Below are 24,970 nucleotides of genomic sequence, written 5' to 3' on the forward strand. Positions count from 1 at the left end.
GTCGCCCGGCCGGGCGACACGCTCCTGCTGTGCACCGGCGGGCTCGCCGAGCCCCTGCGCGGCGAGCCGCGCCTGGCCGAACACCTCACCTCCCGCTGGGCAGGGGGCGAACCGCCGGGCCTCGCCGCGTTCCTCACGGACAGCACGGTCCGGGTCAAGGGGTACGCCGACGACCGGACCGCCGCCGCTGTTTGGGAGGCGTAACCGCGCCCGCTGTGAATTCATGGGACGTGAAAGGCATCCCGTGGCAGTGCACGACAGCGAACGAGAGTGCACGACAGCGAACGACAGCGAACGACAGCAAGGGGCGCGTGACTCATGGCCAAGCAGAACGTCGCCGAGCAGTTCGTCGACATCCTCGTCCGTGCGGGCGTCAAACGCCTGTACGGAGTCGTGGGCGACAGCCTCAACCCCGTCGTCGACGCCATCCGGCGCAACTCCGCCATCGACTGGATCCATGTCCGGCACGAGGAGACGGCGGCCTTCGCGGCGGGTGCCGAGGCCCAGATCACCGGCGGGCTCGCCGCCTGCGCGGGCTCCTGCGGCCCGGGGAACCTCCACCTCATCAACGGCCTCTATGACGCCCACCGCTCCATGGCCCCGGTGCTCGCCCTCGCCTCGCACATCCCGTCCAGCGAGATCGGCCTCGGGTTCTTCCAGGAGACCCATCCGGACCAGCTGTTCCGTGAGTGCAGCCACTACAGCGAGATGATCTCAAGCCCGAAGCAGATGCCCCGGCTGCTGCAGACCGCCATCCAGCACGCGGTCGGACAGGGCGGAGTGAGCGTGGTGACACTGCCGGGCGACATCGCCGACGAGCCCGCTCCGGACAAGGCCGCCGAGACCGCCCTGGTCACCTCCCGCCCCAGCGTGCGCCCCGGCGACACCGAGATCGACAAGCTCGCCGCGATGATCGACGAGGCCGACAAGGTCACCCTCTTCTGCGGCAGCGGCACCGCGGGCGCGCACGCCGAGGTCATGGAGTTCGCCGAGAAGATCAAGTCCCCGGTCGGGCACGCGCTGCGCGGGAAGGAGTGGATCCAGTACGACAACCCGTACGACGTCGGCATGAGCGGGCTCCTCGGATACGGCGCCGCCTACGAGGCCACCCACGAGTGCGACCTGCTGATCCTGCTCGGCACCGACTTCCCGTACAACGCCTTCCTGCCGGACGACGTCCTGATCGCCCAGGTCGACGTGCGACCCGAACGCCTGGGCCGCCGCTCCAAGTTGGACCTCGCGGTGTGGGGTGACGTGAAGGAGACGCTGCGCTGTCTCACCCCCAAGGTGAGCCCCAAGAGCAACCGCCGCTTCCTCGACAAGATGCTCAAGAAACACGCCGACGCTCTCGAAGGGGTCGTCAAGGCCTACACGCGCAAGGTCGACAAGCACATTCCGGTCCACCCGGAGTACGTCGCCGCCGTCCTCGACGAACTCGCCGAGGACGACGCCGTGTTCACGGTCGACACCGGTATGTGCAACGTGTGGGCGGCCCGCTACATCTCACCCAACGGACGCCGCCGCATCATCGGCTCCTTCTCGCACGGCTCCATGGCGAACGCCCTGCCGCAGGCCATCGGCGCCCAGTTCACCGACCGCGGCCGACAGGTCGTCTCGATGTCGGGCGACGGCGGATTCTCCATGCTGATGGGCGACTTCCTCACCCTCGTCCAGTACGACCTGCCGGTGAAGGTCGTCCTCTTCAACAACTCGTCCCTGGGCATGGTCGAACTGGAGATGATGGTCGGCGGGCTCCCCGCCTACGGGACGGACAACAAGAACCCCGACTTCGCCGCCGTCGCGCGGGCCTGCGGTGCCTACGGCGTACGCGTCGAGAAGCCCAAGCAGCTCGCGGGCGCCCTGAAGGACGCCTTCCGGCACAAGGGTCCGGCCCTCGTCGACATCGTCACCGACCCGAACGCCCTGTCCATCCCGCCGAAGATCAGCAAGGAGATGGTCACGGGCTTCGCCCTGTCGGCGTCCAAGATCGTCCTCGACGGCGGAGTGGGCCGCATGGTCCAGATGGCCCGCTCCAACCTCCGTAACGTGCCCCGGCCGTAACGTGCCCCGGCCGTAACGCACCGCCGGCAGCAGCGCGCCGGGTGTCGTTCGGGCATGTCCTTCGGGCGTGTCATTCGGGTACGGGGACCCATCCGCGCTCCGCACCGTCCGAGCCGTACCAGTAACGCGGCAGACCCTTGATCCCGCTCGTACGGAACGGGCTGCCGTGGTCGTCGATGCGGGCCGTGCCGGTGCGTCCCTCGGACGACCAGTCGAGTTCCAGGTACCAGGAGCAGCCGCAGGTCTCCGTCGTCGCGTTGACCAGCAGCACCTCCGGGTCCTTGGCCGACACGCGATACGGCATGCGTACCGCGGGGATCGGCGTGCCGGTGTCGTTGCCGGGGACCGAGCGGGCGATGGGGCGGTCCTTGTCCAGGTCGACGTCGAAGGAACGGGGGGTGATCGAGCCGCCGCAGCCCTGGTCCATGGCGTAGACGGTGCCGGGTACGGGGGCCGTACGGCCGACCACCCGGACCCGCAGGGCCGTCAGTACGACGGCGGTGGAGGTCCGGCCCTGCACAGAGATCTCCACGTTGGTCTCGTGCCCGTGCACGGCACCCTGGGTCGCCGCCCAGGTCCCGGCGTCCTGCGGGATCGGAGGCGGGGGAACCTGGTCGGGGTCCTTACGGATGACGTAGTCGTGGCCGCAACCGAGCTTCCAGGCCTGCGAGTTCGCGGTCCAGGTGAGCGGCACGGCGGCGGACTTGCTGCCGTTCGCCTTCGTGTTCTGCGAGGGCGCTCCGCTCTTGCCGGCGGACTTGGACTTCTTGCCGGTGGCACCGGCCGAGGGCGATGAACCGGTCTTGTCGGGAGAGGGGCTCGCCGACGGGCGGTGACGCTCGCTGGAGGTGGCCTGCACGGTCGGCGTCGGGGACGGCCCGACGATCTCGGAGGCGTCGTCGGAGGACCGTCCGTCGGAGAGGGCCGACAGACTGCCCAGCGTGACGAGCAGCGCGGACACCGCCGCCACGGTGACGGTGATCCGCCGCCGGTACCAGGCGCTCCGGGGACGCGGGCCGGCTTCGCCCCCGGAGGCGAAGCCGGATCCGGAGCCGGGACCTGCGTCGGATACGAGTTCGTCGGCGGGGTCAGGGACGGGCGAGCCCGGTGTCCTCGCGCCGGGCACGTTCGCGGGGGCCTCGCTCGCGACGGCCTCGCTGGTGTGGGCCGGCTCGGGGGCGTCCGGTGCGCGTGGCGGGTCGTCGTCCCCCGTCGTGTCCGGCGCGAAGCTCTCGTCCGGCACGGCGCTCTCGGCAGACACAGGGCTCTCGTCCGGCGGCGGGCTCTCCGGCGTGTCGGGCGTACGCGGTCGCTGTCGGGCCGCGACCGCCAGGATCCACAGGCGGTGCAGTTCGAGTCGCTCGGCCGGCGTCGCCCCGCACAGGGTGGCGAACCGCTCCACGGGCGCGAAGTCGAGCGGCACCGCGTCACCGGCGCAGTAGCGGTGCAGCGTCGAGGTGTTCATGTTCACGCGGCGTGCCAGGGCGCCGTAACTGCGGTCCGTCCGCGCCTTCAGGTGTCTCAGCAGCGCCGCGAACTCCTCGACGTCGTCGTCCCGAGTCGACATCGTTCCCCCGTACTGGTCGTCGCCCCTGGCCGAGGGGCGTGCTCCGTCCCGGAAGAGCATCCCAGGCACTCCATATATCTGCACGTCAGGAGGGATGGGATGGTTCCACCGTCGCGAAATCGGCGTCGTCTGTTGCGCAGGCCCCGAGTGACGGCTGATGCTTCTGGTGTCGCACCGACCGCCGCCGGACCGACCAGCCGGTGACAGCCCACGACAGGCTTCGCGGCGGCACTCACCACCCACGCACTCACCACCCATGCAGATGGTCCGCCAGGCACGTGGTTCGCCACGCACTGGTTCGCCACGCACGTGGATTGTGCATGCACTCAGCTACAGGGGGGCACTCAATGACCAAGCGCACCAGAGCCGTGGCGTTCGCCACGCTCACCGCCGCGACTCTCGCTCTCGGTACGGTACTCGCCGGCCCGGCCGGTGCCATGGCGAACCCCTCGGTGCCCGTGTCCGTGCCCGTCTCGGCGACGTCGAGCAGCACGCCCAGGTTCCTGTCGGCCTCGCAGCTGCCGCCGCACCCCACGTCCGCCTGGACGGCGGGCAGGGTCACGCCCGGTGTCCCCGACGAGCTGGTGTTCTGCCTGGAGGACGCGCTGCCGGGCTACCACTCCTCGTACCGCGACTTCCGGACCGACCTGGAGACCAACGCGCAGCAGCTCACCGTCGTCGTCGGCAGCTACGCCAAGGCGGATGCCCTCGCCAAGCGGCTGAACACCGAGATCAGGGCCTGCGCGGCCAGGATCGAGGAGACCGATCCCGAGATCGAGGCCACGCTGAAGGACTACGGCACGCTGCCGGTCGAGGAGGGCGCCCACGCCTACGGGGTGCACACCGACACCTCCTGGGGGGCCACCGACATCAACCTCTACTCGGTCGGCCGCGACGGCAGGGCCGTCACCGTCGTGAAGTGGGGTCAGATGGGCGACTTCTCCGACGCGCCGGTGCAGGCCTTCAAGAAGACGACGACCACGGCGGTCGACAAGCTCTACTGACCGCCCCAAGAGCCGGGGCCGCCCTCCCGCGACGGGGGTCGAGAGGGCGGCCCCATCGGTACGACAGCCGGTGGGTTGGTTGGGCCAACGGCCCCCGTACACCGACTGGTTCAAGATTCGACATGACTGCCGCCTTTCCGAGTGGGGCATGCATTCCGTGAACACGTTCGAGCCGGAGGGGTAACGAGAACGGCGGCGGGGGTCATGAAGAGGTACGTAGGAGGGGGCGGTCCCGTCTGGTCCGGGGCCTTCTCGACGGAGACGGTGCACACGGCCACGACCACGGCCACGAACACCGAGGACACGGCGGAGGGCGCGCCCGGCCCACAGGGTCCTTCGCACCTCGGGCGCAGGCTCGGGCGCCGCGACCTCGGGGCCGTGCCCGAGGCCCGCCGGGCGCTGCGCGAACTGCTCGCCCACTGGGGGAGGCCCGGCAGGTCCGATACGGCGGAACTGCTGACCAGCGAGCTGGTCACCAACGCACTCGTCCACACCGACCAGGACGCGCAGCTGACGGCGACGCTCGGCCCGCGCGGACTCCGGGTGGAGGTGCGGGACTTCGACCCACGCAGGCCGACGCTCCGGTTACCGAACGCGGGCGACGGTACGCACGGCAGAGGCCTGGTCCTGGTGCGGTCGCTCGCCGACGCGTGGGGCGTCCGTACGCACGGGGTGGGGAAGGCGGTGTGGTTCGAACTGGATGGGGGCGCGGCATGAACTGCCGCGCCCCCATCCAGAGTTGAGCCGTCGAGCGGCCCGGGTCCTGCTCAGCCGAACTGCTGCTCCAGATCCTTCAGCTTGCGCTCAAGGGAGTCGAGCCGGGGGAGGGCCATGGTGTCGTCCTCCGCGGTGAGATCGACCGTTCCCGACTCACTGCCGCCACGGCGGACGGGCTGCAACGAGGGTCGGGCGGCGCGTGCGGGCAGCTCCGGCGTCGATATGGCAGGCTCCGCGGTGACCTGGGGGGCCGCCTGGGCCGGCTCCAGTTCCGCCTGACGGCCGCCGCGGCCGATCATTCCGCGGTGGCCGCGGGTGATCGCCTTGATGCGGGCGCGGTCCAGCTTCTCCTGGTCACGCCGGCGCAGCCGGTTCTGCTCCTTGTCCCGCTTGTCCTCGCGTACTTCCTCCACCGCCTCGTCCAGGCTGCGTACGTTCTCAAGGAGCATCAGCGACCAGGCGCCGTACGTCTCACGCGGGGCACGCAGCCACCGTACGATCCGGATCTGCGGCAGCGGGCGGGGCACCAGGCCCTGCTCGCGCAGTGCGGCACGGCGGGTCTGCTTCAGCGCGCGGTCGAAGAGAACGGCGGCCGACAGGGACATGCCGGCGAAGAAGTGCGGGGCGCCCGCGTGGTCGAGGCCCCGGGGGGCATGTACCCAGTTGAACCAGGCAGCGGCGGCGGCGAACGTCCACACGAGTATCCGGGAGCCGAGCGCCGCGTCACCGTGGCTGGCCTCGCGCACCGCGAGTACGGAGCAGAACATGGCCGCGCCGTCCAGGCCGAACGGCACCAGGTACTGCCAGCCGCCGGTGAGGTTCAGGTTCTGCTCGCCGAAGCCGACCAGGCCGTGGAAGGAGAGTGCGGCGGCGACCGCGGCGCAGCAGAACAGCAGCACGTAGGAGGCGGTGGCGTAGAGGGCCTCCTTGCGCCTGCGGCGCTCCTCCGTGCGCTCCCACGAATCTTCGGCGCGGGTCTTCTCCCCGGCGCGCTTACCACGCGCGAGCACCGCAACCGCCGCCAGCAGGCCCAGGAGCAGCACGGCGCCGGGTAGCAGCCAGTTCAGCGATATGTCGGTCAGTCTCATCTAGGGGTCCCTTGCATTGGGATAGGGCGTAACGCCCGTCATAGTGGCCCAATCCCGCGGGTCCTCAGGGGGTTTCGGGGCAAGAGGCCGCCAAGAGAGTGCAAGGGGATGCGCGTGGGCGGCATTCTCCTCGAACTGCCGCTTGAGGTGCGGGAGTTGAGTTCGAGTTAGATTACCCGTACGGGTGGTTCCACGGTAAGTTCTTGCGTCAAGTGAGGATTTCGTGAATCAGCTGTAACCTAAGCGACCGCTTCCGCGGCCAACCCGCCGGGGTCCATACCGAGTTGATCTTACGGGATGTGGACGGCGTGCGAACGCGGGGGTCGGTCTGCCGGGCAGGTCCTGGACCGCTCAGCCCGTCGCCTCGGCCGCCTCGGTGGTCTCGGCTGCTTGGGCCGCCTGGGCCGCCTGGGCCGTGAGCTTCGCGATGCGCACGGCCTCGGAGTTGCGGGGGCAGTTGGCGCAGGTGTCCTCGACGTCGAGGGTGTAGTAGAAGCAGCAGCTGGCCCGGTCCCGGGTGGGCAGGCACTCGCCGTTCGAACCGGTCACCTCGCGGAAGCCGGCCGTGCCGACGTAAGGCCGCATGGTCCGCGGGAACAGCCGCTCCAGTTCCTCGGTCGCGCGCCGCTGCTCGCCCATGAGGCCGGCGACGTACGAGAGGCTCTCGACGACCTCGTCGGTCGCCATGGCCCACAGGGCACGGCCCCGGCGCCGCATGCGCGGGCCGAAACCATGGAGGACCGGTTCCAGGTGCTCGGCCACCGAGGCCCGTACCTCCGCGCGCAGGGCCTCCTCGTCCGGGACGACCCGGGCGCCGGGCAGCGCCGCCGCCGGGTCGTCGGGCAGGCAGGCGAACTCGCCCACGCGCACGGCTATGCGGCCGGGCATGCGCTGGAAGGTGACGTCCTCCACGGGGAAACGGGGCACGCGGCGCAGTACGAACCACGGAACCGTGATCAACAGGCAGGCCGGCCAGGCGTACCGGTGCAGGCCGAAACTGGCGATGACGTCCGGGCGGGCCCGCCGTCCGTGGTCGGCCAGCACCTGCTCGTCGTCCCAGCGGAGGAAGGCGTCGAGGTCGGCCCCGGCCTCCGCGAGCCTGGCGACGGCGATCCGCCCGTCGCCCGTCGGGGCCGGTTCGCCCGGGGCGAGCTCCGTCACGCCCAGCATGGGGAACACCTCGGTCATCCGCGTGTACGCCTCGGTGAGGGCCGAGTGGGCCGGGTGCGCGAAGGTGCCGGGCGCGGCGGTCTCGGCCGGGGCGGGAGCGGACATGCAGGGACCCCTGTTTCTCGATCATGAGCAGGTAAGGCTTACCTTACCCGATAGGGTCGAGGTTTACCCTGTTCTGTCGGGTCACGATGGACCCCGCCCGAATGACCCGGGCACACACCATCACGTGCCCACCCCATGCCCACGACCACAGCCAACCCGGAGGAGGCTCCCGTGGAGAAGGCCGGTTCACGCGAGGCGTACGGCCCTGCCGGAGACCCGTCGGAGGCTCGTCCCGCAGAGGCTCGTTCCATGAGGGCCGGCTCCGCGGAGGCCCGTCGCGACGCGACCGCTGGGCGGGTCGTTCCTCCCCGGGCGCCGCGGGACGACACCGCCGTAACCCCTGTCGCACCTGCGGCCCGGGCGGCTCCGGGCGTCCCCGTCGAACACGCGGCCCGCGGCGAGCACACCCACAGCGAGACGCCGATCCCCCGGCCGCGACTGACGCGAGAGGGCGTACGGGACACGGGCACGCAGGTCCCGGGGCCCCGGAGTGCCATTGCCTCCGGCGCCGGCGCCGGCTCGGCCTTCGCCTCCGCGGTTCCCCGGCCCGTGATCCAGCGGGCCTCCGTCCGCGGCCAGATCCTCGACGCCCTCCGGTCCGCCCTCGTCTCCGGCGACCTCGCCCCGGGTGAGGTCTACTCCGCCCCCGCCCTCGGCGACCGCTTCGGCGTCTCGGCGACCCCCGTGCGCGAGGCCATGCAGCAGCTCGCGAACGAGGGCGCCGTCGAGGTCGTACCGAACCGCGGTTTCCGTGTCATACGGCGCGGAGCCCGGGAGCTGGCCGAGCTGGCCGAGATCCGGGGCCTCGTCGAGATGCCGGTGATGCTGCGGCTGACCCGTACGGTGGGCGCCCCCTGCTGGGCGGAACTGCGCCCGCTCGCCGACGCGACCGTGACCGCGGCGGCCACCGGCGACCACGCGCGCTACGCCGAGTCCGACCGCGTCTTCCACGCCGCGGTCCTCGCCCTCTCGGGCAACCGCCAGCTGGTGCAGCTCGCGGACGACCTGCACCGCCGTGCCCAGTGGCCCCTGGCCGGCGCCCCCGCCCGCCGCACGCGCGCCGACCTTTTGGCCGACGCCGCCCAGCACACGGCCATCCTCGACGCGCTGACCGCCCAGGACGTCCCGGCCGCGCAGTCCCTGGTACGGGAGCACTTCGCCGGCGCGTAGCGCGTACGCACCAGGGATATCAGCCGGTGCGCACCAGGGACGTCAGCCGGTGCGCACCGTGAACGTCATCAGCCGGTGCGCACCGTGCAGTGAACGTCAGGCCGTGGCCGCCGGTGGTGTCAACTGGTCCGCCAGCCACGTGGGTACGCCCCCGAGGAGCCGGAACAGCCGTCCCGCCTCCGCCCGCAGCCGGGACGCCTCCGGTTCGGTCTCCGCGTCGGCGAGGGACGCCAGCGCCGGGGCCGTACCGACGAGATAGCCCAACTCCTCCCGGATGCGCAGCGATTCGGTGAAGCCGTGCCTGGCCTCCGCCAACTCGCCCTCCCGCAGCGCGAGTCCGGCGAGGTGGCGCCAGGTGAAGGAGAGCAGCAGCGGGTCGTCCTGCGCGGTGGCGCCGGCGTGGGCGCGGCGGTAGGCGGCGCGCGCGGACTGCGGGGAGTGGGCGAGGTTCTCGGCGAGCAGGCCGCGCCGGAAGTCGAGCAGGGCCCGCCCCCGGGCGCCCGGCGCGATCAGGGCCGCCGCCCGGCCGAGCGCGGCCCGCGCCTCGTCGGCGCGGTCACGCACCGCGAGCAGCGTGGACGCGTACGCGAGTTGACCGCGCTCGCACGCCGCCGCCCCGCGCTCGTCGTCGCTCTGGGCCAGCGCCTCCGCCGTACGCAGCGCGTCCTCCGCCTCGGCCCACCCCTGCTCGGTGTAGAGACACCGCTCGACGAGGAGTGAGGTCCGTTGGAGGGCGGCCGAGGCCGTGTGTGGTTCGAGGAGCGCTGCCGCGTCGGCCCAGCAGGCGCGCGAGCGCAACCGCCATACCGCGACCTGGAGTGGATCGTCCCCTGCGGTCGTTCCGTAACCAGAACCAGACATGGCGGGATACGCCACGTTGCCCTCCCCGAGCACGCCATTGAGCTGTTGAGTGGTGGCGGCATCTCAGCACGAATCAGCGCGCCCGGCCAAGGGGGTAGGTGAAGGATTTCACAAAGTCGTGGGAGAGATCCAGTAAACCTCAGCTCATCCGCAACGCCAGGAAGAAGTCCAGCTTGTCCTCAAGGCGGGAAAGATCTCGGCCCGTCAACTGCTCGATACGCCCCACCCGATAGCGCAACGTGTTGACGTGCAAGTGCAGCCGCGCCGCACAGCGGGTCCACGACCCGTCGGAGTCGAGGAACGCCTCCAGGGTCGGGATCAGCTCGGCGCGGTGCCGGCGGTCGTAGTCCCGGAGCGGGTCCAGGAGCCGGGCCGTGAAGGCGCGGCGCACGTCGTCCGGCACGAAGGGCAGCAGCAGCACATGGGACGCCAGCTCCTGGTGGCCCGCCGCGCACACCCGCCCCGGCCGGGCGGCGGCCACCCGGCGCGCGTGCCGGGCCTCCTCCAGGGCGCCGCGCAGCCCCTCCGCCGAGTGCACGGCCGCGCTGACGCCGAGCGTGAGCCGCCCGTCGCCGTCGAGCCCCGCCGACAGCGGATCGCGTACGGCCGCCAGGATCGCGTCGGCGAGCAGCCCGGTCCCCGAGCCGTCCTGCCCTGAGCCGCCGTGTCCTGAGCCGTCGTGCCCTGAGGAAACAGCCGGCAGGGGTACGAGCGCGACGGCCTCGTCACCCGTGTGGGCGACCGCGATCCGGTCGGACGGTTCGGGCCCCGACGACAGCGGGTCGACCAGGATCTCCTCCAGCAGCGCCTGCGCCACCGGACCGCCCTCAAGGCCGTCGGTCCGCCTGCCACCGCCGTCCTCGGCCGAGGACGACGCGAGCCCGCCCTTCGCGTCGTCCCACGCGTCCCACTCGACGCGGGCGACCACGACCTGCCAGTGCGGGGCCGCGCCGAGCCCCGGCAGCAGCACGGGCGCCGCGACCCGCAGCCGCGCCGCGATCTCGGCCGGCGCGGCCCCGGTCTGCACCAGCTCCAGAACCTCCCGCGCGAGCCGGCGCCGCACGGTGCGCGCCGCGTCCCGGCGGTCCCGCTCCACCGCGATCAGCTGCGTCACGCCCTCCAGCAGGTCGAGCCGCTCCGCCGGCCAGTCCCCGGCGTCCGCCTCGACCGCGAGCAGCCACTCCGACAGCACCGTCTCGCGTACGTCGCGCGCGCCCGCCGTACCGCGTCCGCCGCCGCGGACCGGGAAGAGCGAGTACGTGGTGGGGCCCACCGTCGCCCGGTACGGCCCGCGCCGGCCCGTGCGGACCGCCGCCAGGTGCTCCCCGGCCAGCGCCGCGCGCACCCCCGCGGGCAGCTCCGCCTCCGCGAGGCGCGGGCCCGCGACGAGGCGGCCGACGGGGGAGAGCACCCAGGCCCGCAGGTCCAGGTCGGAACCGAGCAGGTCCAGGACCACGTCCGGGCCGCCGCCCGCGGGGCCCGAGGTCATCATCCGGCGGTGCCGGTCCACCACGGCCGCCAGGTCCCCGGCACGCTCGCCCGACACCTGCCGTACGACGTGCTCGGTGATCGTCGCGAAGGCCACCGACTCGTTGACGGCGAACAGCGGCAGCCGGTGCCGGGCGCAGGCCACCACCAGATCGTCCGGGATCGGACCCAGCTCCGCCTCGCCCGCGGCCAGTGCCGCCACCCCGGCGCCCGCGAGGAGCCGTACGAAGGGCTCGGAGTCGGCGGCGCCGCGGCGCCAGGCGAGCCCCGTGAGCACCAGTTCACCGCCCGAGAGGTAACGGCTCGGGTCCCGCAGGTCCGTGGTCATCACGCCACGCACGGCGCGGTCCAGCTCGTCCTGGCCGCCGAGCAGCCGCAGGCCCAGCGCGTCCGTGTCCAGCAGTGCGCGCAGCCGCATCTCGTCGCCGCCGTTCTGTCTCGAAATCTACGATGAATGGGGATGAGGAATGAATGGGGATGAGGAAGGACCGCGTAAGACATTTCCAGAAGCCTGTGCCGGGCGTTTCCATGGGAAAACCAGGAGGTTACTGATCGCCTCCGTTCATACGAATCTACAAGATGGGCGCCCTGGCCAGCCAACTCCTTCATGGTTTCGGTGACTGACCCCGGTGGAGGAACGGGCTGTGTACTGACTCCGATCCGCGTGAACAACTCATGAACGAGTGAACGAGCGCACGAGCCGGGCCCGCCGCACACGATCTGGCTCGAATCGCGACCGCACGATCCACCAGACGAAGAGATCCACCAGACGAAGAGATCCACCAGACGAAGAGATCCACGAGACGAAGAAGAGAGCCGGTCATGGACTTCCTTCGCCCCGCCAGCTGGGAGGATGCGCTCGCCGCGAAGGCAGCGCACCCCACCGCTGTGCCGATTGCGGGTGGCACCGACGTGATGGTCGAGATCAACTTCGACCACCGCCGGCCCGAGTACCTGCTCGACCTGAACCGCGTCGGCGAACTGGGTGACTGGGAGGTCGGCGAGGAGTCGGTCCGCCTGGGCGCCTCGGTCCCGTACGCGGCGATCATGGACAACCTGCGCGGCGAGCTGCCCGGCCTGGCCCTGGCCTCGCACACCGTGGCCTCCCCGCAGATCCGCAACCGCGGCGGAGTCGGCGGCAACCTCGGCACCGCCTCCCCGGCCGGCGACGCCCACCCCGCCCTCCTCGCGGCGGGCGCCGAGGTCGAGGCGGAGTCGGTACGCGGTTCCCGGCTGATCCCGATCGACGCGTTCTACACCGGCGTGAAGCGCAACGCGCTCGCCCCCGACGAACTCATCAGGGCCGTCCACATCAAGAAGGCGGCCGGCCCCCAGCAGTACTCGAAGGTCGGCACCCGCAACGCCATGGTGATCGCGGTGTGCGCCTTCGGCCTGGCCCTGCACCCCGACACCCGCACGGTCCGCACCGGCATCGGCTCGGCCGCGCCCACCCCCGTACGGGCAAAAACCGCCGAGGAGTTCCTGAACGCGACGCTCGAAGAGGGCGGCTTCTGGGACAACGGCAGGATCATCACCCCGTCCGTGGCCAAGAAGTTCGCCGAGCTGTGCGCCGCGGCCTGCAACCCCATCGACGACGTCCGGGGCACGGCGCGATACCGCCGCCACGCGGTCGGCATCATGGCGCGCCGCACGCTGACCTGGACCTGGGAGTCGTACCGCGGCACTGACGGCGGCGTCGCACAGCAGAGAGGCAGGGTCGCGTAATGCGTGTCAGTTTCACGGTCAACGGCCGCCCGCAGGAAGCCGACGACGTGTGGGAGGGCGAGTCCCTGCTGTACGTGCTGCGCGAGCGCCTGGGCCTGCCGGGTTCGAAGAACGCCTGTGAGCAGGGCGAGTGCGGTTCCTGCACGGTCCGCCTCGACAACGTGCCGGTGTGCTCGTGTCTGGTCGCGGCCGGGCAGGTCGAGGGCCGCGAGGTCGTCACGGTCGAGGGACTCGCGCACTTCGCCGAAGAGCGTGCGCGGCACGGCGGTTGCGCCGCCGGGGCCCACGGAACGCCGGACACGCCGAGTACGGCGGACACGCCGGGTACGGCGGGCGGGCGGGGCACGCCGGACGCGCCGGGTACGTCGGATACATCGGGTACGGCTCTCCAGGACGCTCGGCAGTGGGTCGCCGACGGGCAGGACTCCCGGACCGGCGAGGGCGCCGAACTCGCCCCGATCCAGCAGGCGTTCATCGACGCGGGAGCCGTCCAGTGCGGCTTCTGCACGCCCGGTCTGCTGGTCGCCGCCGACGAGATGCTGGAGCGCAACCCGACCCCGACCGACGCGGACATCCGCGAGGCGCTCTCGGGCAACCTCTGCCGCTGCACCGGCTACGAGAAGATCATGGACGCGGTCCGCCTGGCGGCCGCCCGTCAGGGAGAGGCGGTCTGACGATGCCCACCATGCCCACCAACGGTGCTCCCCTCGGCACTCCCACCGACGTCACCCAGGGTTCCCGGACCAAGGGCGTCATCGGCGAGTCCACGCTCCGCCCGGACGGCACACTCAAGGTCACCGGCGAGTTCGCGTACTCGTCCGACATGTGGCACGAGGACATGTTGTGGGGCCACATCCTGCGCTCCACGGTCGCCCACGCCGAGATCCTCTCCATCGACACCGGCGAGGCGCTCGCGACGCCCGGCGTCTACGCCGTCATGACGTACGACGACCTGCCGACCGACGTGCGGAACTACGGCCTGGAGGTCCAGGACACCCCGGTACTGGCCCACCGCCGCGTACGCCACCACGGCGAACCCGTCGCGATCGTCGCCGCCGACCATCCGGAGACCGCCCGCCGCGCCGCCGCCAAGATCAAGGTGGAGTACGAGGAGTTGCCGGTCATCACGGACGAGGCGTCCGCGACCGCGCCCGACGCGATCCTCGTCCACGAGAACCGCGAGGACCGCCACTTCGCCCACGTCCCGCACCCCAACATCGTCCACCGTCAGCCCATCGTGCGCGGTGACGTGGCGGCGGCCCGCCGGCGTGCGGACTTCGTCGTCGAGGGCGAGTACACCTTCGGCATGCAGGACCAGGCGTTCCTGGGCCCCGAGTCGGGCCTCGCCGTGCCCGCCGAGGACGGCGGCGTCGACCTCTACATCGCCACCCAGTGGCTGCACTCCGACCTGCGCCAGATCGCCCCGGTCCTCGGCCTGCCCGAGGACAAGGTCCGGATGACGCTCTCCGGCGTCGGCGGTGCCTTCGGGGGCCGCGAGGACCTGTCGATGCAGATCCACGCCTGCCTGCTGGCACTGCGCACGGGCAAACCGGTCAAGATCGTCTACAACCGCTTCGAGTCCTTCTTCGGCCACGTCCACCGCCACCCCGCGAAGCTCCACTACGAGCACGGGGCGACGAAGGACGGCAAACTCACGCACATGAAGTGCCGCATCGTCCTGGACGGCGGCGCCTACGCGTCGACCTCCCCGGCGGTCGTCGGCAACGCCGCGTCCCTGGCGGCCGGCCCGTACGTGCTCGACGACGTCGACATCGAGGCGATCGCCCTCTACTCCAACAACCCGCCCTGCGGCGCCATGCGCGGCTTCGGCGCGGTCCAGGCGTGCTTCGCGTACGAGGCGCAGATGGACAAGCTGGCCGACAAGGTGGGCCTGGACCGAGTCGAGTTCCGGCAGCTCAACGCGATGTCGCAGGGCACGGTCATGCCGACCGGGCAGCCGGTCGACTCGCCCGCCCCGGTCGCCGAACTCCTGCGCCGCGTCAAGGCGATGCCGATGCCGCCGGAGCAGCAGTGGCTCGCGGCCGGCGTGGAGGCGGACGTGCGCCAGCTGCCCGGCGGCCTCTCCAACACCACCCACGGCGAGAGCGTCGTCCGCGGTGTCGGCTACGCGGTAGGCATCAAGAACGTCGGCTTCTCCGAGGGCTTCGACGACTACTCGACCGCCAAGGTGCGCATGGAGGTCGTCGGCGGTGAGCCCGTCGCGACCGTCCACACCGCGATGGCGGAGGTCGGCCAGGGCGGTGTCACCGTCCACGCGCAGATCGCCCGCACCGAGCTGGGCGTCGCCCAGGTGACGATCCAGCCGGCCGACACACAGGTCGGGTCGGCCGGTTCGACCTCGGCGTCGCGGCAGACGTACGTCACCGGCGGCGCCGTGAAGAACGCGTGCGAGCTCGTCCGCGAGAAGGTCCTGGCGATCGGCCGCCGCAAGTTCGGTACGTACCACCCGGCCTGGGCCACCGCCGAACTGCTCCTGGAGGGCGGCAAGGTCGTCACCGACGGCGGTGAGGTACTGGCCGGCCTGGTGGACGTACTCGAAGCCGAAGCCGTCGAGGTCGAGGAGGAGTGGCGGCACCGGCCGACCGAGCCCTTCGACCTCCGTACCGGGCAGGGCTTCGGGCACGTCCAGTACTCGTTCGCCGCACACCGGGCGGTCGTCGAGGTGGACACCGAGCTGGGCCTGGTGAAGGTCATCGAGCTGGCCTGCGCCCAGGATGTCGGCAAGGCGCTCAACCCGCTGTCCGTCATCGGCCAGATCCAGGGCGGCACGACCCAGGGCCTGGGCATGGCGGTCATGGAGGAGATCATCGTCGACCCCGTCACGGCGAAGGTCAGGAACCCGTCCTTCACCGACTACCTCATCCCCACGATCCTCGACACGCCGACCATCCCCGTCGACGTGCTCGAACTCGCCGACGACCACGCGCCGTACGGGCTCCGTGGCGTCGGCGAGGCCCCGACCCTGTCGTCGACTCCGGCCGTCCTCGCGGCGATCCGCGACGCGACGGGCTTGGAGTTCAACAGGACACCGGTCCGCCCGGAACACCTGACCGGGACGGCGTAGCCAACCGCCGCCGTCGCTGTGGGCAGGCGTTCCGCAGGGCGGAACGGGTGGGCACAGCGACGGCAACCCCGGCACCGGGTGACTGTGCATCCAACGACACCCGGTAGTAACACAAGTACAGCACCGCGTCTCGTCTCGGGCCGTCCCCCGGGTCGTGCACCTTCCCAAAGCCCGTGCCGCCACGGCGGTTTCGCACGGGTGCCCCTATGAACCTTGGGAGACGGCACCATGACCCAGCAGTCAGTGGAGCCCGGGACCACCGCCGCCGACGACGCGGGTGAAGGCCCCCGTATCGCGGCCGGCCGGTCCTGGCTCGACCGGTACTTTCACATATCCCTGCGAGGAAGCTCGGTCGCGCGTGAGGTGCGCGGCGGTGTCACCACCTTCATGGCGATGGCGTACATCCTCCTCCTCAACCCCCTCATCCTGTCCGGCAAGGACGTGGCCGGGGACACGCTCGGCCGGCAGGCCCTGATCACCGCGACCGCGTTCGCGGCGGCCTTCGCCACGCTCCTGATGGGCTTCGTCGGCAAGGTGCCGCTCGCCCTCGCCGCGGGCCTGTCCGTCTCCGGAGTCCTCTCCTCACAGGTCGCGCCCCAGCTGACCTGGCCCCAGGCCATGGGCATGTGTGTGCTGTACGGCGTGGTGATCATGCTCCTGGTGATCACCGGGCTACGCGAGATGATCATGAACGCGATCCCGCTGGCCCTGAAGCACGCGATCACGATGGGCATCGGTCTGTTCATCGCCCTCATCGGCCTGGTGAAGGCGGGCTTCGTCCACCAGGGCAAGGGGACCCCGGTCACCCTCGGCCCGAACGGCGAACTCTCCGGCTGGCCGGTCCTGCTCTTCGCCGTCACCCTGCTCGCCGTCTTCATGCTCCAGGCGCGCGGCACCCCCGGCGCCATCCTGATCGGCATCGTCGGCGGCACCGTACTCGCCGTGATCCTCAACGCCCTCGACGTCATCGCCCCCGATCAGTGGGCCAGTGGCGCACCCGAACTGCACGGCAGCGCGGTGTCGATGCCCGACTTCTCGCTCTTCGGTGACGTCGAGTTCGGCGGCTGGGGCCAGGTCGGCGCGATGGCGGTCGGCATGATCGTCTTCACACTCGTCCTCGCCGGGTTCTTCGACGCGATGGCCACCATCATCGGCGTCGGCACCGAAGCCGGTCTCGCCGACGACAAGGGCCGGATGCCGGGCCTGTCCAAGGCGCTGTTCATCGACGGCGCCGGCGGCGCGATCGGCGGCGTCTCGGGAGCCTCCGGGCAGACGGTGTTCGTGGAGTCCGCGACAGGAGTCGGCGAGGGCGCCCGGACGGGTCTGTCCTCGGTCGTCACAGGCCTCTTCTTCGCGGCCTGCCTCTTCTTCACCCCGCTCACGGCGATCGTCCCGGGCGAGGTCGCGGCGGCGGCCCTGGTCGTCATCGGCGCCATGATGATGACCAACGCCCGCCATGTGGACTGGGCCGACCGCTCCACCGCCATCCCGGTCTTCCTGACCGTCGTGATCATGCCGTTCACGTACTCCATCACCGCGGGTGTGGCGGCCGGAGTCATCAGCTACGTCGCCATCAAGATCGCCGAGGGCAGGGCGCGGGAGATCGGGGCGTTCATGTGGGGCCTGACGGCGGTGTTTTTCGTCTTCTTCGCCCTGAGCCCGATCGAGAGCTGGCTGGGCGTCAACTAGGCGCACCCGGTGAGGAGGCGCCCCGATTTCAGGGGCGCGGGGAACTGCGCGCCAAGCCACGACGCACCCGCAGACGGAGGGAGACCGAGAGATGCTGGACATCGCCGAAGAGCTGAACCGGTGGGTGGCGCAGGGCCGCGACTTCGCCGTGGCCACCGTGGTGGCCGTCGGCGGAAGCGCGCCAAGACACCCCGGCGCCGCCCTGGCCGTGGACACCGACGGCACGGCGATCGGCTCCGTCTCCGGCGGTTGTGTGGAGGGCGCGGTCTACGAACTGTGCCGACAGGCGCTGGAGGACGGCGAGCCGGTCCTCCAGCGCTTCGGGTACAGCGACGAGGACGCCTTCGCGGTGGGCCTGACGTGCGGCGGGATCATCGACATCCTGGTGACCCCGGTGCGAGACTCCTCACCCGGCCGCACGGTGCTCGCCTCGGCGCTGTCCGCCGCCGCCCACAAGGAGGCCGCCGCGCTGGCGCGCGTCGTCTCGGGGCCGGGGCAACTGCTGGGCCGCGCCCTGCTCGTACGCCCCGACGGCTCGTACGAGGGCGGCTTCGGCGCACACCCCGAGCTGGACCGCACGGTGGTGGAGGAGGCGCGGGCCTTCCTCGACGCGGGCCGCACCGGCACCCTGGAGATCGGAGAGCGGGGCTCGCGCTGTGGAGCACCGCTCACCGTGCTCGTCGAGTCCTCGGTCCCGCCGCCCCGGATGATCGTCTTCGGGGCGATCGACTTCGCCTCGGCCCTGGTCCGCGTCGGCGCGTTCCTCGGCTACCGCGTGACGGTCTGCGACGCGCGTCCCGTCTTCGCGACGGCCGCGCGCTTCCCTGAGGCGGACGAGATCGTCGTGGAGTGGCCGCACACGTACCTGGAGCGCACGGAGGTCGACGCCCGGACGGTCCTGTGCGTCCTGACCCACGACGCCAAGTTCGATGTCCCGCTCCTGCGGCTCGCGCTGCGGCTGCCGGTCGCGTACGTCGGCGCGATGGGCTCCCGCCGTACGCACCTGGACCGCAACGAACGCCTCCGTGAAGTCGGCGTCACCGACAGGGAGTTGGCCCGGCTGCGGTCACCCATCGGGCTCGACCTCGGCGCCCGTACGCCCGAGGAGACCGCCCTGTCCATCGCCTCGGAGATCGTCGCGAGCCGGCGGGGCGGGAGCGGGGTGTCGCTCGCCGGGGCGCACACGCCGATCCATCACGACGGATCGGCGGGGTCGTTGGCGTCGATGCCGACGTGCGCCGTTGGCTCGGTGGCCTGACGTTCAGGCCGTCTCCGTCCCCGTCCCCGTCCCCGTCCCCGTCCCGGGCTCGCTGGTCGTCTCGGGACCGGTGTGCGGGGTGTCAGAGGTGGGCGAGGAGGCGTTCCAGCGGGGGTGGTGTCCGGTCGAGGTCCAGGCTCGCGACGAGTTCCTGGGCGTACTGGGCCTTGCGGCCGCTGTGAGTGCCCATGAAGCGGTGGAGGTGCTGCTCCACGGTCCGCTCGCGTTGCGCGGGCTGGTTCTGGAAGGTGCGGAACGCGCGCAACTCGCCCTGTTCCCGCACCACTTCCTGTATGACGTCGGCGCCCAGGGCACGGATCAGCTCGTCCTCCAGGTCCGCGTCGCACATATAGAACCCGAGTGACTCAAGACCGTCGGCCGTGAGGCCTGAGCCGATCCCGGCCCGCTCCAGCGCGCGCCGGAAGAACCTCTCCTCCGCGACGTCGCACAGACCCGCAAGACGCACGTCGAGCCCCTGGGGCCCGCACAGGTCCACGAACCTCCCGATGCTGGTCGCGCCCCCGAGCGGCACGACCGAGACGCCCTCGTCGTCGAGGTTCCGGCCGTGCCGGGCGGCCAGCGCCTCGACGGCGACCTGGTCGCTGCCTCCCTCGACGAGCACGACCGTACGCAGCCCGACGCCGGCCGCCAGCTTCCGCGCGCTCGCGCCCGCCCCTGATGCCTCCGCGCCGCCGGCCGCCCACGCGACGACTGCCTGACGGAACCGCCCCATGTCGTTCATGGGGCCCAGTCTCGCAACTGCGGGCGGACCCGTTCCACAGACTTTTGTTGCCGGACGTGGTGGGTGAGGTCTCCGGCAGGGCCCGTCATTCTTCGAAGGGCGCGGCGAACAGCAGGTCCTCAACGGTCGGCACCGGGAAATCCGGGATGTGACGGCGGCCGACTTCGGCGAAGGGGTGCATGAGTACCGACATGGGCTTGGTGCGGCACAGCGACACCATGTCGTCGAGAGCGTGCTGCTTGAAATGCTCCCTGGGGAACGCGGTAAGTATGTCGGCGAGAGCATCGGACGGGATCTGCTCCACCCCCTCACCGGCGAAATCGACTGAGGAGCCGACAGCGATCATCGCTATCTCCGGCCTTTTCCTGGTCGCGATGCCATTGCTCGTGTGCAGGGCTATGGCGTCCCAGACGACGGCCACTCGTTCGGCAGGCATGCGCTGTTCCCGCAGGAACCGCTGGGCGGCGTCGGCGCCGTCGACCTCGAAGCGCTCGTCCGGGGTCTGGTACGCCTCGACCAGTCCGAGGTCGTGCAACACCGCGCCCACGAAGACGAGTTCACGGTCGTAGCGAACGCCGCGCCGGTCGAACAGCAGGGAGCCGTACAGGTACGTCCGCATGACGTGGTTGAAGAGCGTCACGGAGGACACCTCACGTGCCAGCGCCGCCGCCGCCCGAGCCACCTCGCTGTCGGGGAGGCGGATTCCGGCCACATCCGTGGGCAGGGTGGCGGTACTCGAATTCGAGGCATTGCCGAGAGGTGCCGTTCCTGATGCCGCGGCGGCAGGGGAGGGATTGACCGAGGTGGCGGCGAATGTGGAGACGGCGCCTATCGCGGCAATACCGGCACCACGCCCGAGTGCCGTGCGCCGGGTGATCCCTTTCGCCTCGTTGCCCTCATTGTCCTTGTTGCTCTGGTAGCCCTTGCTGAACATATGGGTCGGCCTCCTCAGCGGTGATCAACACCAGGAGCGTACGAATGGGCTCTGCCGGACCGACAGGGGTGAAAACGCCGGAGAGCCGCTGATTCTCGCCAGGCCCGCATTTCTCCTTTTGACATGGCTGGGGACCCCATGTGAGCGACCACCGACGCCTGCTGCCCCCGGTTCCTCAAGGACGGGACAGCAGTCGGTCCACCACCCGCCCGAACATCCACCGGGTCGCCCGCCCGAGCAGGGGATCGAAGGCCCGCGGCAGCCCTCGTACTTCCGCCTCCTCCCGCCACACCACCTGGGAACCGTCTCCCGCCGCCGGACGCACCTCGATCTCGGCCCATCCCAGGACGACTCGGCCGCGCTTGACGAGTCGGCACAATCCCGGGGCGCCGTCCCGAGGGGCCTGCCAGACGACGACCTCCATGCGATCGTCGAACGCCACCGGCCCCACCCCGGTCCGCGCCACGAACACGGTGCCCGCCCCGCGCGGCGGCTCCGTGACGACCTGGATCCGCGTCAACGGCACGACGTCCGCGTGACGTTCCCACACGGTGAGCCGCCGCCACGCCTCATCGGCGCTCAGCGGGGTGTCCCGGCACAGATGAATGAGAACCACCCCCGGATCGTAGGCACACGACAGCGCCGACGCCCTGCCGCAGCCGCAGCCGCAGCAGCCTCCGCTGATGTCGGATTCGGATTCGGATTCGGCGCGGCGGGGCGGGGCGTCGGTCCGGACCCGCGTGCAGTTCCGGCCCTGTCGTGTGTTCTGGATCACGTGTTCCATGTTGAGCGCCGGACGGGGGCAATACCCGTACCTCCCCATGACGCACGCGCGACGAATGCGAGGATGAGGCCCGTCATGACTGCTGGGTGGGGTGTTCGCACAGTTCGGGCCGCGGTGTTCGCGGTCGTCTGTGTGCTGCTCGCCGCCCTCGGCCACGTGATGATGTCCGGCTCCCCGGTGGCCTGGTGGTCCGTGGCCGCCGGGACCGCGGCCACGGGCGGCGTGGGCTGGTGCCTGGCCGGCCGGGAGCGCGGACTGCCGCTGATCGTGTCGGTGGTGGTCGTCGTCCAGGGCCTGCTCCACTCGTCGTTCTCGCTCGCGCAGTCGGCGACGGGGCGGGTGACCCCGGGCCAGGGCACGAGTCAGGGCACGGGCTCCACACGCACGCATCCCATGTCCATGGACGCCATGGACGCCATGGACATGGGATCCATGGGTTCCGGACATATGAGTGCGGGACATATGGGTTCGGGCTCCATGGGCCAGCCGGCGCACGACATGGGCGGGATGTCCTCACTCGGGATGCTCGCCGCCCACTTGGTGGCCGCGCTGCTGTGCGGTCTGTGGCTGGCGTACGGCGAACGCGCGGCGTTCCGCATCCTGCGCGCGGTGGCCGGACGGCTGGCCGCCCCCCTGCGGCTGCTGCTCGCGCTGCCCACGCCTCCGCACCGCCCGCGGCTTCCTGTTCGCCGTGTTTCCTCCGACCGGTCGCCGCGGCGGCTCCTTCTCGCCCATGCCATCACTTCTCGGGGTCCGCCCGCGGGATCCGCTGCCACCTGAGACAGCCGGATCCCCGGGGCGCCGCCACGCGTGCCTCGGGCCTCGGCCGTACCTCCGCGTACGGCCGTATCCCCTCGCCGGACCGACATGCGTGCGCGCCCTCGGCCCGGATCACGGATGACCCGAGAAGGACACCTGGTGATCACTCCTGCCCTGCCCGTTTCACACGACGTGAGCGGACCGAACCACCCGAACCACCCGAGTCAGCCGAGCCGCCCAAGCCGTCGGAGCCGGCCGAGCCGCCCGAGCGACACGGCGGCGTCCGCCGACGAGTCGATAACCGCCTGGGCGCTGGCCGCCCGGACCGGCGACCCGGAGGCCGTCGACCGTTTCGTGCGCGCCCTGCACCGGGACGTCGTGCGCTACGTGGCCTACCTCTCCGCCGATCCCCAGGCCGCCGACGACCTGGCCCAGGACACGTTTCTGCGGGCGCTCGGCAGCCTGCACCGGTTCGAGGGCCGCTGCTCGGCCCGTACGTGGCTGCTGGCCATCGCGCGCCGCGCCGTGGTCGACAGTCTGCGGTACGCCGCCGCCCGCCCGCGCCTGTCCGACGTACCGGACTGGCGGCTGGCCGTCGAACGGGCTCAGCCGCGCGGCCTGCCCGGCTTCGACGACGGGGTCGCGCTCCTCGATCTGCTGGCAGCGTTGCCCGACGAACGTCGGGAGGCGTTCGTCCTCACCCAGATGATGGGGCTGCCGTACGCGGAGGCGGCCGAGCTCAGCAACTGTCCCATCGGAACCGTCCGTTCCAGGGTGGCCCGAGCCCGTGCCACCCTCATCGGCCTGCTCGCCGAGAACGACACGGCCGCCGGGGCGGGCGTACTGGCAGGGACGGGCGTACCGGCCGGGGCCGGCGCGCCGGCTGCCCTGGCCGCCTGACGGGAGGGGGTGCCGGCCGCTCAGGCCGGCACCTGGAGGGCTGTCACTGCTCGCTGGGAGCCGCGGCTTCGAGGTCGTCGACGCTGCCGGACATGATCGTTCGGATGTGCTCGGTGATGTGCTGGGTGGGCCAGGCCCACCACGCGACGGCCAGCAGGCGGGCGATGTCCGTATCGCTGTAGCGGCGCCGGATGAGTCCGGCCGGGTTGCCGCCGACGATGCCGTAGTCCGGCACGTCGTCGACGACCACGGAACCGGAAGCGATGATCGCTCCGTGGCCGATGCGGACGCCGGGCATGATCATGGTCCGGTGTCCGAACCAGACGTCGTTGCCGACGACGGTGTCGCCCCGGCCGGGCAGGCCGGTGATCAGGTCGAAGTGCTCGGCCCACGAGGCCCCCATGATCGGGAAGGGAAACGTGGAGGGGCCGTCCATGCGGTGATTGGCGCCGTTCATGATGAACCGCACCCCCTCGCCCAGCGCGCAGAACTTGCCGATGACCAGCTTCTCCGGCCCGTAGTGATAGAGCACGTTGCGGCGTTCGAACGCGGTGGGATCGTCCGGGTCGTCGTAGTAGGAGAACTCTCCGACCTCGATCAGCGGCGAGGTGACCAGCGGTTTCAGCAGCACCACACGAGGCTGGTCGGGCATCGGATGCAGCACGGTCGGGTCGGCGGGAATGGCTGGCATCGCGAATCGACTTCCTTACAGCTGCCGAGTGAGGCCACCATGATCGCGGCCTTCGCCTGCCCCGGTCGAGCGGATTTCACCGAGGCCGCTGCTCGGGCAACTCTCGCCAGGAGACGCCCTTCCTGTGGCGTACCTGGCGCAGTAGTTACGTTTTCTACCTGTCTGCTCCCATTTATCAGGTTTCGTCCCTTCTGTCGCGGTGACCCGAACGTGGACACCGGACTCAGAAGGAGGGTGCTGGAGGATGATCACCCAGGAGCAGATCCCGGCAGTACTGGAACACCCCGTGTACGACGCCGAGGGCAGCAAGATCGGTGAGGCGAGCCACGTCTTCTACGACGACGCGACCGGTCGCCCGGAATGGGTCAGCATCAAGACTGGCTTCTTCGGTACCAACGAGTCGTTCGTGCCGATCAGAGAAGCGGTCATGGTCGAGGACCACCTTGAGGTGCCCTACCCCAAGGACAAGGTCAAGGAGGCGCCCAACGTCGACGTCGACGGCGGCGGCCACCTGTCGGAGTCGGAAGAAGTCCGGCTGTACGAGCATTACGGCATCGCCTGGGACGACGCCTGGCAGCAGGCCAACCGGCCGGGCCACGGCTGGGCCCACGCGGGCACCGCCGAAGCCGCCGGCACCGTCGGCGCTGCGGGGGCCGCCGGCACCACCGGCGCCGCCGGTACCGGGAGGGCGACCGGCGCCGCGGGTGCCATGGGCCGGGACACGGACATGCCCGAGGACATCGCGGTGACCCGGTCCGAGGAGCACATGCGGGTCGCTACCGAGCGGTACGAGTCGGGGCGGGCGCGGCTGCGCAAGTACGTGGTGACGGAAGAGGTGCAGCAGACGGTGCCTCTGCGCCACGAGGAGGCACGTGTCGTGCGGGAGCCGATCACGGAGGCGAACCGCGACGAGGCCATGTCGGGGCCGGAGTTCCGCGAGGCCGAACACGAGGTCACTCTGCACGCCGAGCGCGCCGTCGTACAGACCGAGGCGGTGCCGATGGAACGAGTGCGGCTGAGCACCGAGGAGGTCATGGAGAACGAGACCGTCAGCGGTCAGGTCCGCAAGGAGCAGGTCGTCATCGATGACGTCGCCGTGGACGACGACGAAGAGAGGGGCCGCCCGCGCCGGTAGTGCGCACCTGCGGCAGCCGCGCCCCTGCAGGGGCGCG

General features: G+C 71.1%; 21 protein-coding genes and 1 pseudogene. 13 read left to right on the forward strand and 9 right to left on the reverse strand.

Translation table 11 applies throughout. The annotated features are described in order from the left end of the window. Both AOK01_RS11635 and AOK01_RS11640 read left to right on the forward strand, forming a co-directional pair. Positions 1-204 (forward strand): annotated as a pseudogene (locus AOK01_RS11635) (protein phosphatase 2C domain-containing protein); the annotation flags it as partial. A gap of 114 nt (positions 205-318) precedes the next feature. Next, on the forward strand, positions 319-2,061 hold the full coding sequence (locus tag AOK01_RS11640; protein ID WP_055510892.1) for a pyruvate dehydrogenase: 1,743 nt from the start codon (positions 319-321) through the stop codon (positions 2,059-2,061). A 70-nt stretch (positions 2,062-2,131) separates the two neighbouring features. On the opposite strand, the gene AOK01_RS11645 is transcribed toward AOK01_RS11640, so the two are convergent. Further along, positions 2,132-3,688, reverse strand: a complete 1,557-nt coding sequence (locus AOK01_RS11645; protein WP_107099797.1) for a helix-turn-helix domain-containing protein — start codon at positions 3,686-3,688, stop codon at positions 2,132-2,134. A 287-nt stretch (positions 3,689-3,975) separates the two neighbouring features. Between AOK01_RS11645 and AOK01_RS11650 the strand changes: the two genes are divergently transcribed. Together AOK01_RS11650 and AOK01_RS11655 are read left to right on the forward strand one after the other, a co-directional pair. Continuing rightward, a complete protein-coding gene (locus tag AOK01_RS11650) occupies positions 3,976-4,632 on the forward strand; it encodes a hypothetical protein (protein ID WP_055510893.1) in 657 nt (218 codons plus the stop codon). A gap of 204 nt (positions 4,633-4,836) precedes the next feature. Beyond that, the gene (locus AOK01_RS11655; protein WP_079103343.1) at positions 4,837-5,349 is read left to right on the forward strand and encodes an ATP-binding protein; all 513 of its coding nucleotides are present in this window, start codon (positions 4,837-4,839) and stop codon (positions 5,347-5,349) included. A gap of 50 nt (positions 5,350-5,399) precedes the next feature. On the opposite strand, the gene AOK01_RS11660 is transcribed toward AOK01_RS11655, so the two are convergent. Both AOK01_RS11660 and AOK01_RS11665 read right to left on the reverse strand, forming a co-directional pair. Continuing rightward, a complete protein-coding gene (locus tag AOK01_RS11660) occupies positions 5,400-6,437 on the reverse strand; it encodes a DUF2637 domain-containing protein (protein WP_055510894.1) in 1,038 nt (345 codons plus the stop codon). Positions 6,438-6,788: 351 nt separating this feature from the next. Next, complete coding sequence (locus AOK01_RS11665) at positions 6,789-7,712, reverse strand: (2Fe-2S)-binding protein (protein WP_055510895.1); 924 nt, start codon at positions 7,710-7,712, stop codon at positions 6,789-6,791. A 249-nt stretch (positions 7,713-7,961) separates the two neighbouring features. Here AOK01_RS11665 and AOK01_RS11670 point away from each other — a divergent pair, with 249 nt between their 5' ends. Beyond that, on the forward strand, positions 7,962-8,882 hold the full coding sequence (locus AOK01_RS11670) for a GntR family transcriptional regulator (protein WP_079103346.1): 921 nt from the start codon (positions 7,962-7,964) through the stop codon (positions 8,880-8,882). Between the two features lie 96 nt (positions 8,883-8,978). Here AOK01_RS11670 and AOK01_RS11675 read toward each other — a convergent pair whose 3' ends face one another. Both AOK01_RS11675 and AOK01_RS11680 read right to left on the reverse strand, forming a co-directional pair. Then, positions 8,979-9,758, reverse strand: a complete 780-nt coding sequence (locus AOK01_RS11675; RefSeq protein WP_055510908.1) for a hypothetical protein — start codon at positions 9,756-9,758, stop codon at positions 8,979-8,981. A gap of 124 nt (positions 9,759-9,882) precedes the next feature. Further along, positions 9,883-11,649 carry a PucR family transcriptional regulator gene (locus tag AOK01_RS11680; protein WP_055510896.1) on the reverse strand — a complete coding sequence of 589 codons (1,767 nt, stop codon included), beginning with the start codon at positions 11,647-11,649 and terminating at the stop codon, positions 9,883-9,885. A gap of 404 nt (positions 11,650-12,053) precedes the next feature. Here AOK01_RS11680 and AOK01_RS11685 point away from each other — a divergent pair, with 404 nt between their 5' ends. From AOK01_RS11685 to AOK01_RS11705, 5 genes are all read left to right on the forward strand, one after another. Beyond that, positions 12,054-12,956: an FAD binding domain-containing protein gene (locus AOK01_RS11685; RefSeq protein WP_055510897.1), complete on the forward strand. Its 903-nt coding sequence runs from the start codon at positions 12,054-12,056 to the stop codon at positions 12,954-12,956. After that, positions 12,956-13,630: a (2Fe-2S)-binding protein gene (locus AOK01_RS11690; RefSeq protein ID WP_055510898.1), complete on the forward strand. Its 675-nt coding sequence runs from the start codon at positions 12,956-12,958 to the stop codon at positions 13,628-13,630. Before AOK01_RS11685 ends, AOK01_RS11690 begins: the two co-directional genes overlap by 1 nt. An 11-nt stretch (positions 13,631-13,641) precedes the next feature. Beyond that, positions 13,642-16,041, forward strand: a complete 2,400-nt coding sequence (locus tag AOK01_RS11695) for a xanthine dehydrogenase family protein molybdopterin-binding subunit (RefSeq protein ID WP_055510909.1) — start codon at positions 13,642-13,644, stop codon at positions 16,039-16,041. A gap of 228 nt (positions 16,042-16,269) precedes the next feature. After that, the gene (locus AOK01_RS11700; RefSeq protein WP_055510899.1) at positions 16,270-17,730 is read left to right on the forward strand and encodes an NCS2 family permease; all 1,461 of its coding nucleotides are present in this window, start codon (positions 16,270-16,272) and stop codon (positions 17,728-17,730) included. 91 nt (positions 17,731-17,821) lie between these two features. Next, positions 17,822-18,988, forward strand: coding sequence for an XdhC family protein (locus AOK01_RS11705; RefSeq protein ID WP_055510900.1), 1,167 nt, complete (start codon positions 17,822-17,824; stop codon positions 18,986-18,988). Between the two features lie 82 nt (positions 18,989-19,070). On the opposite strand, the gene AOK01_RS11710 is transcribed toward AOK01_RS11705, so the two are convergent. The 3 genes from AOK01_RS11710 to AOK01_RS11720 all read right to left on the reverse strand — a co-directional run bounded on the left by AOK01_RS11710 (position 19,071) and on the right by AOK01_RS11720 (position 21,280). After that, a complete protein-coding gene (locus tag AOK01_RS11710) occupies positions 19,071-19,730 on the reverse strand; it encodes an ATP-dependent endonuclease (protein ID WP_055510901.1) in 660 nt (219 codons plus the stop codon). Between the two features lie 85 nt (positions 19,731-19,815). Beyond that, entirely contained in the window at positions 19,816-20,664 is an 849-nt protein-coding gene (locus AOK01_RS11715) for an HD domain-containing protein (RefSeq protein WP_055510902.1), read from the reverse strand. A 175-nt stretch (positions 20,665-20,839) separates the two neighbouring features. After that, positions 20,840-21,280, reverse strand: coding sequence for an SRPBCC family protein (locus tag AOK01_RS11720; protein WP_055510910.1), 441 nt, complete (start codon positions 21,278-21,280; stop codon positions 20,840-20,842). A gap of 243 nt (positions 21,281-21,523) precedes the next feature. Here AOK01_RS11720 and AOK01_RS11725 point away from each other — a divergent pair, with 243 nt between their 5' ends. Continuing rightward, positions 21,524-22,228: a hypothetical protein gene (locus tag AOK01_RS11725; protein WP_079103344.1), complete on the forward strand. Its 705-nt coding sequence runs from the start codon at positions 21,524-21,526 to the stop codon at positions 22,226-22,228. A gap of 138 nt (positions 22,229-22,366) precedes the next feature. After that, positions 22,367-23,107: a sigma-70 family RNA polymerase sigma factor gene (locus AOK01_RS11730; protein WP_245702213.1), complete on the forward strand. Its 741-nt coding sequence runs from the start codon at positions 22,367-22,369 to the stop codon at positions 23,105-23,107. Between the two features lie 43 nt (positions 23,108-23,150). Here the strand turns inward: AOK01_RS11730 and AOK01_RS11735 are convergent, their stop codons facing one another. Beyond that, entirely contained in the window at positions 23,151-23,798 is a 648-nt protein-coding gene (locus AOK01_RS11735; protein WP_055510904.1) for a CatB-related O-acetyltransferase, read from the reverse strand. A gap of 244 nt (positions 23,799-24,042) precedes the next feature. Between AOK01_RS11735 and AOK01_RS11740 the strand changes: the two genes are divergently transcribed. After that, positions 24,043-24,933, forward strand: coding sequence for a DUF2382 domain-containing protein (locus tag AOK01_RS11740; RefSeq protein ID WP_055510905.1), 891 nt, complete (start codon positions 24,043-24,045; stop codon positions 24,931-24,933). Positions 24,934-24,970 lie beyond the last annotated feature (37 nt).

This window comes from Streptomyces aurantiacus (genome assembly GCF_001418335.1).
GTDB lineage: Bacteria > Actinomycetota > Actinomycetes > Streptomycetales > Streptomycetaceae > Streptomyces > Streptomyces aurantiacus.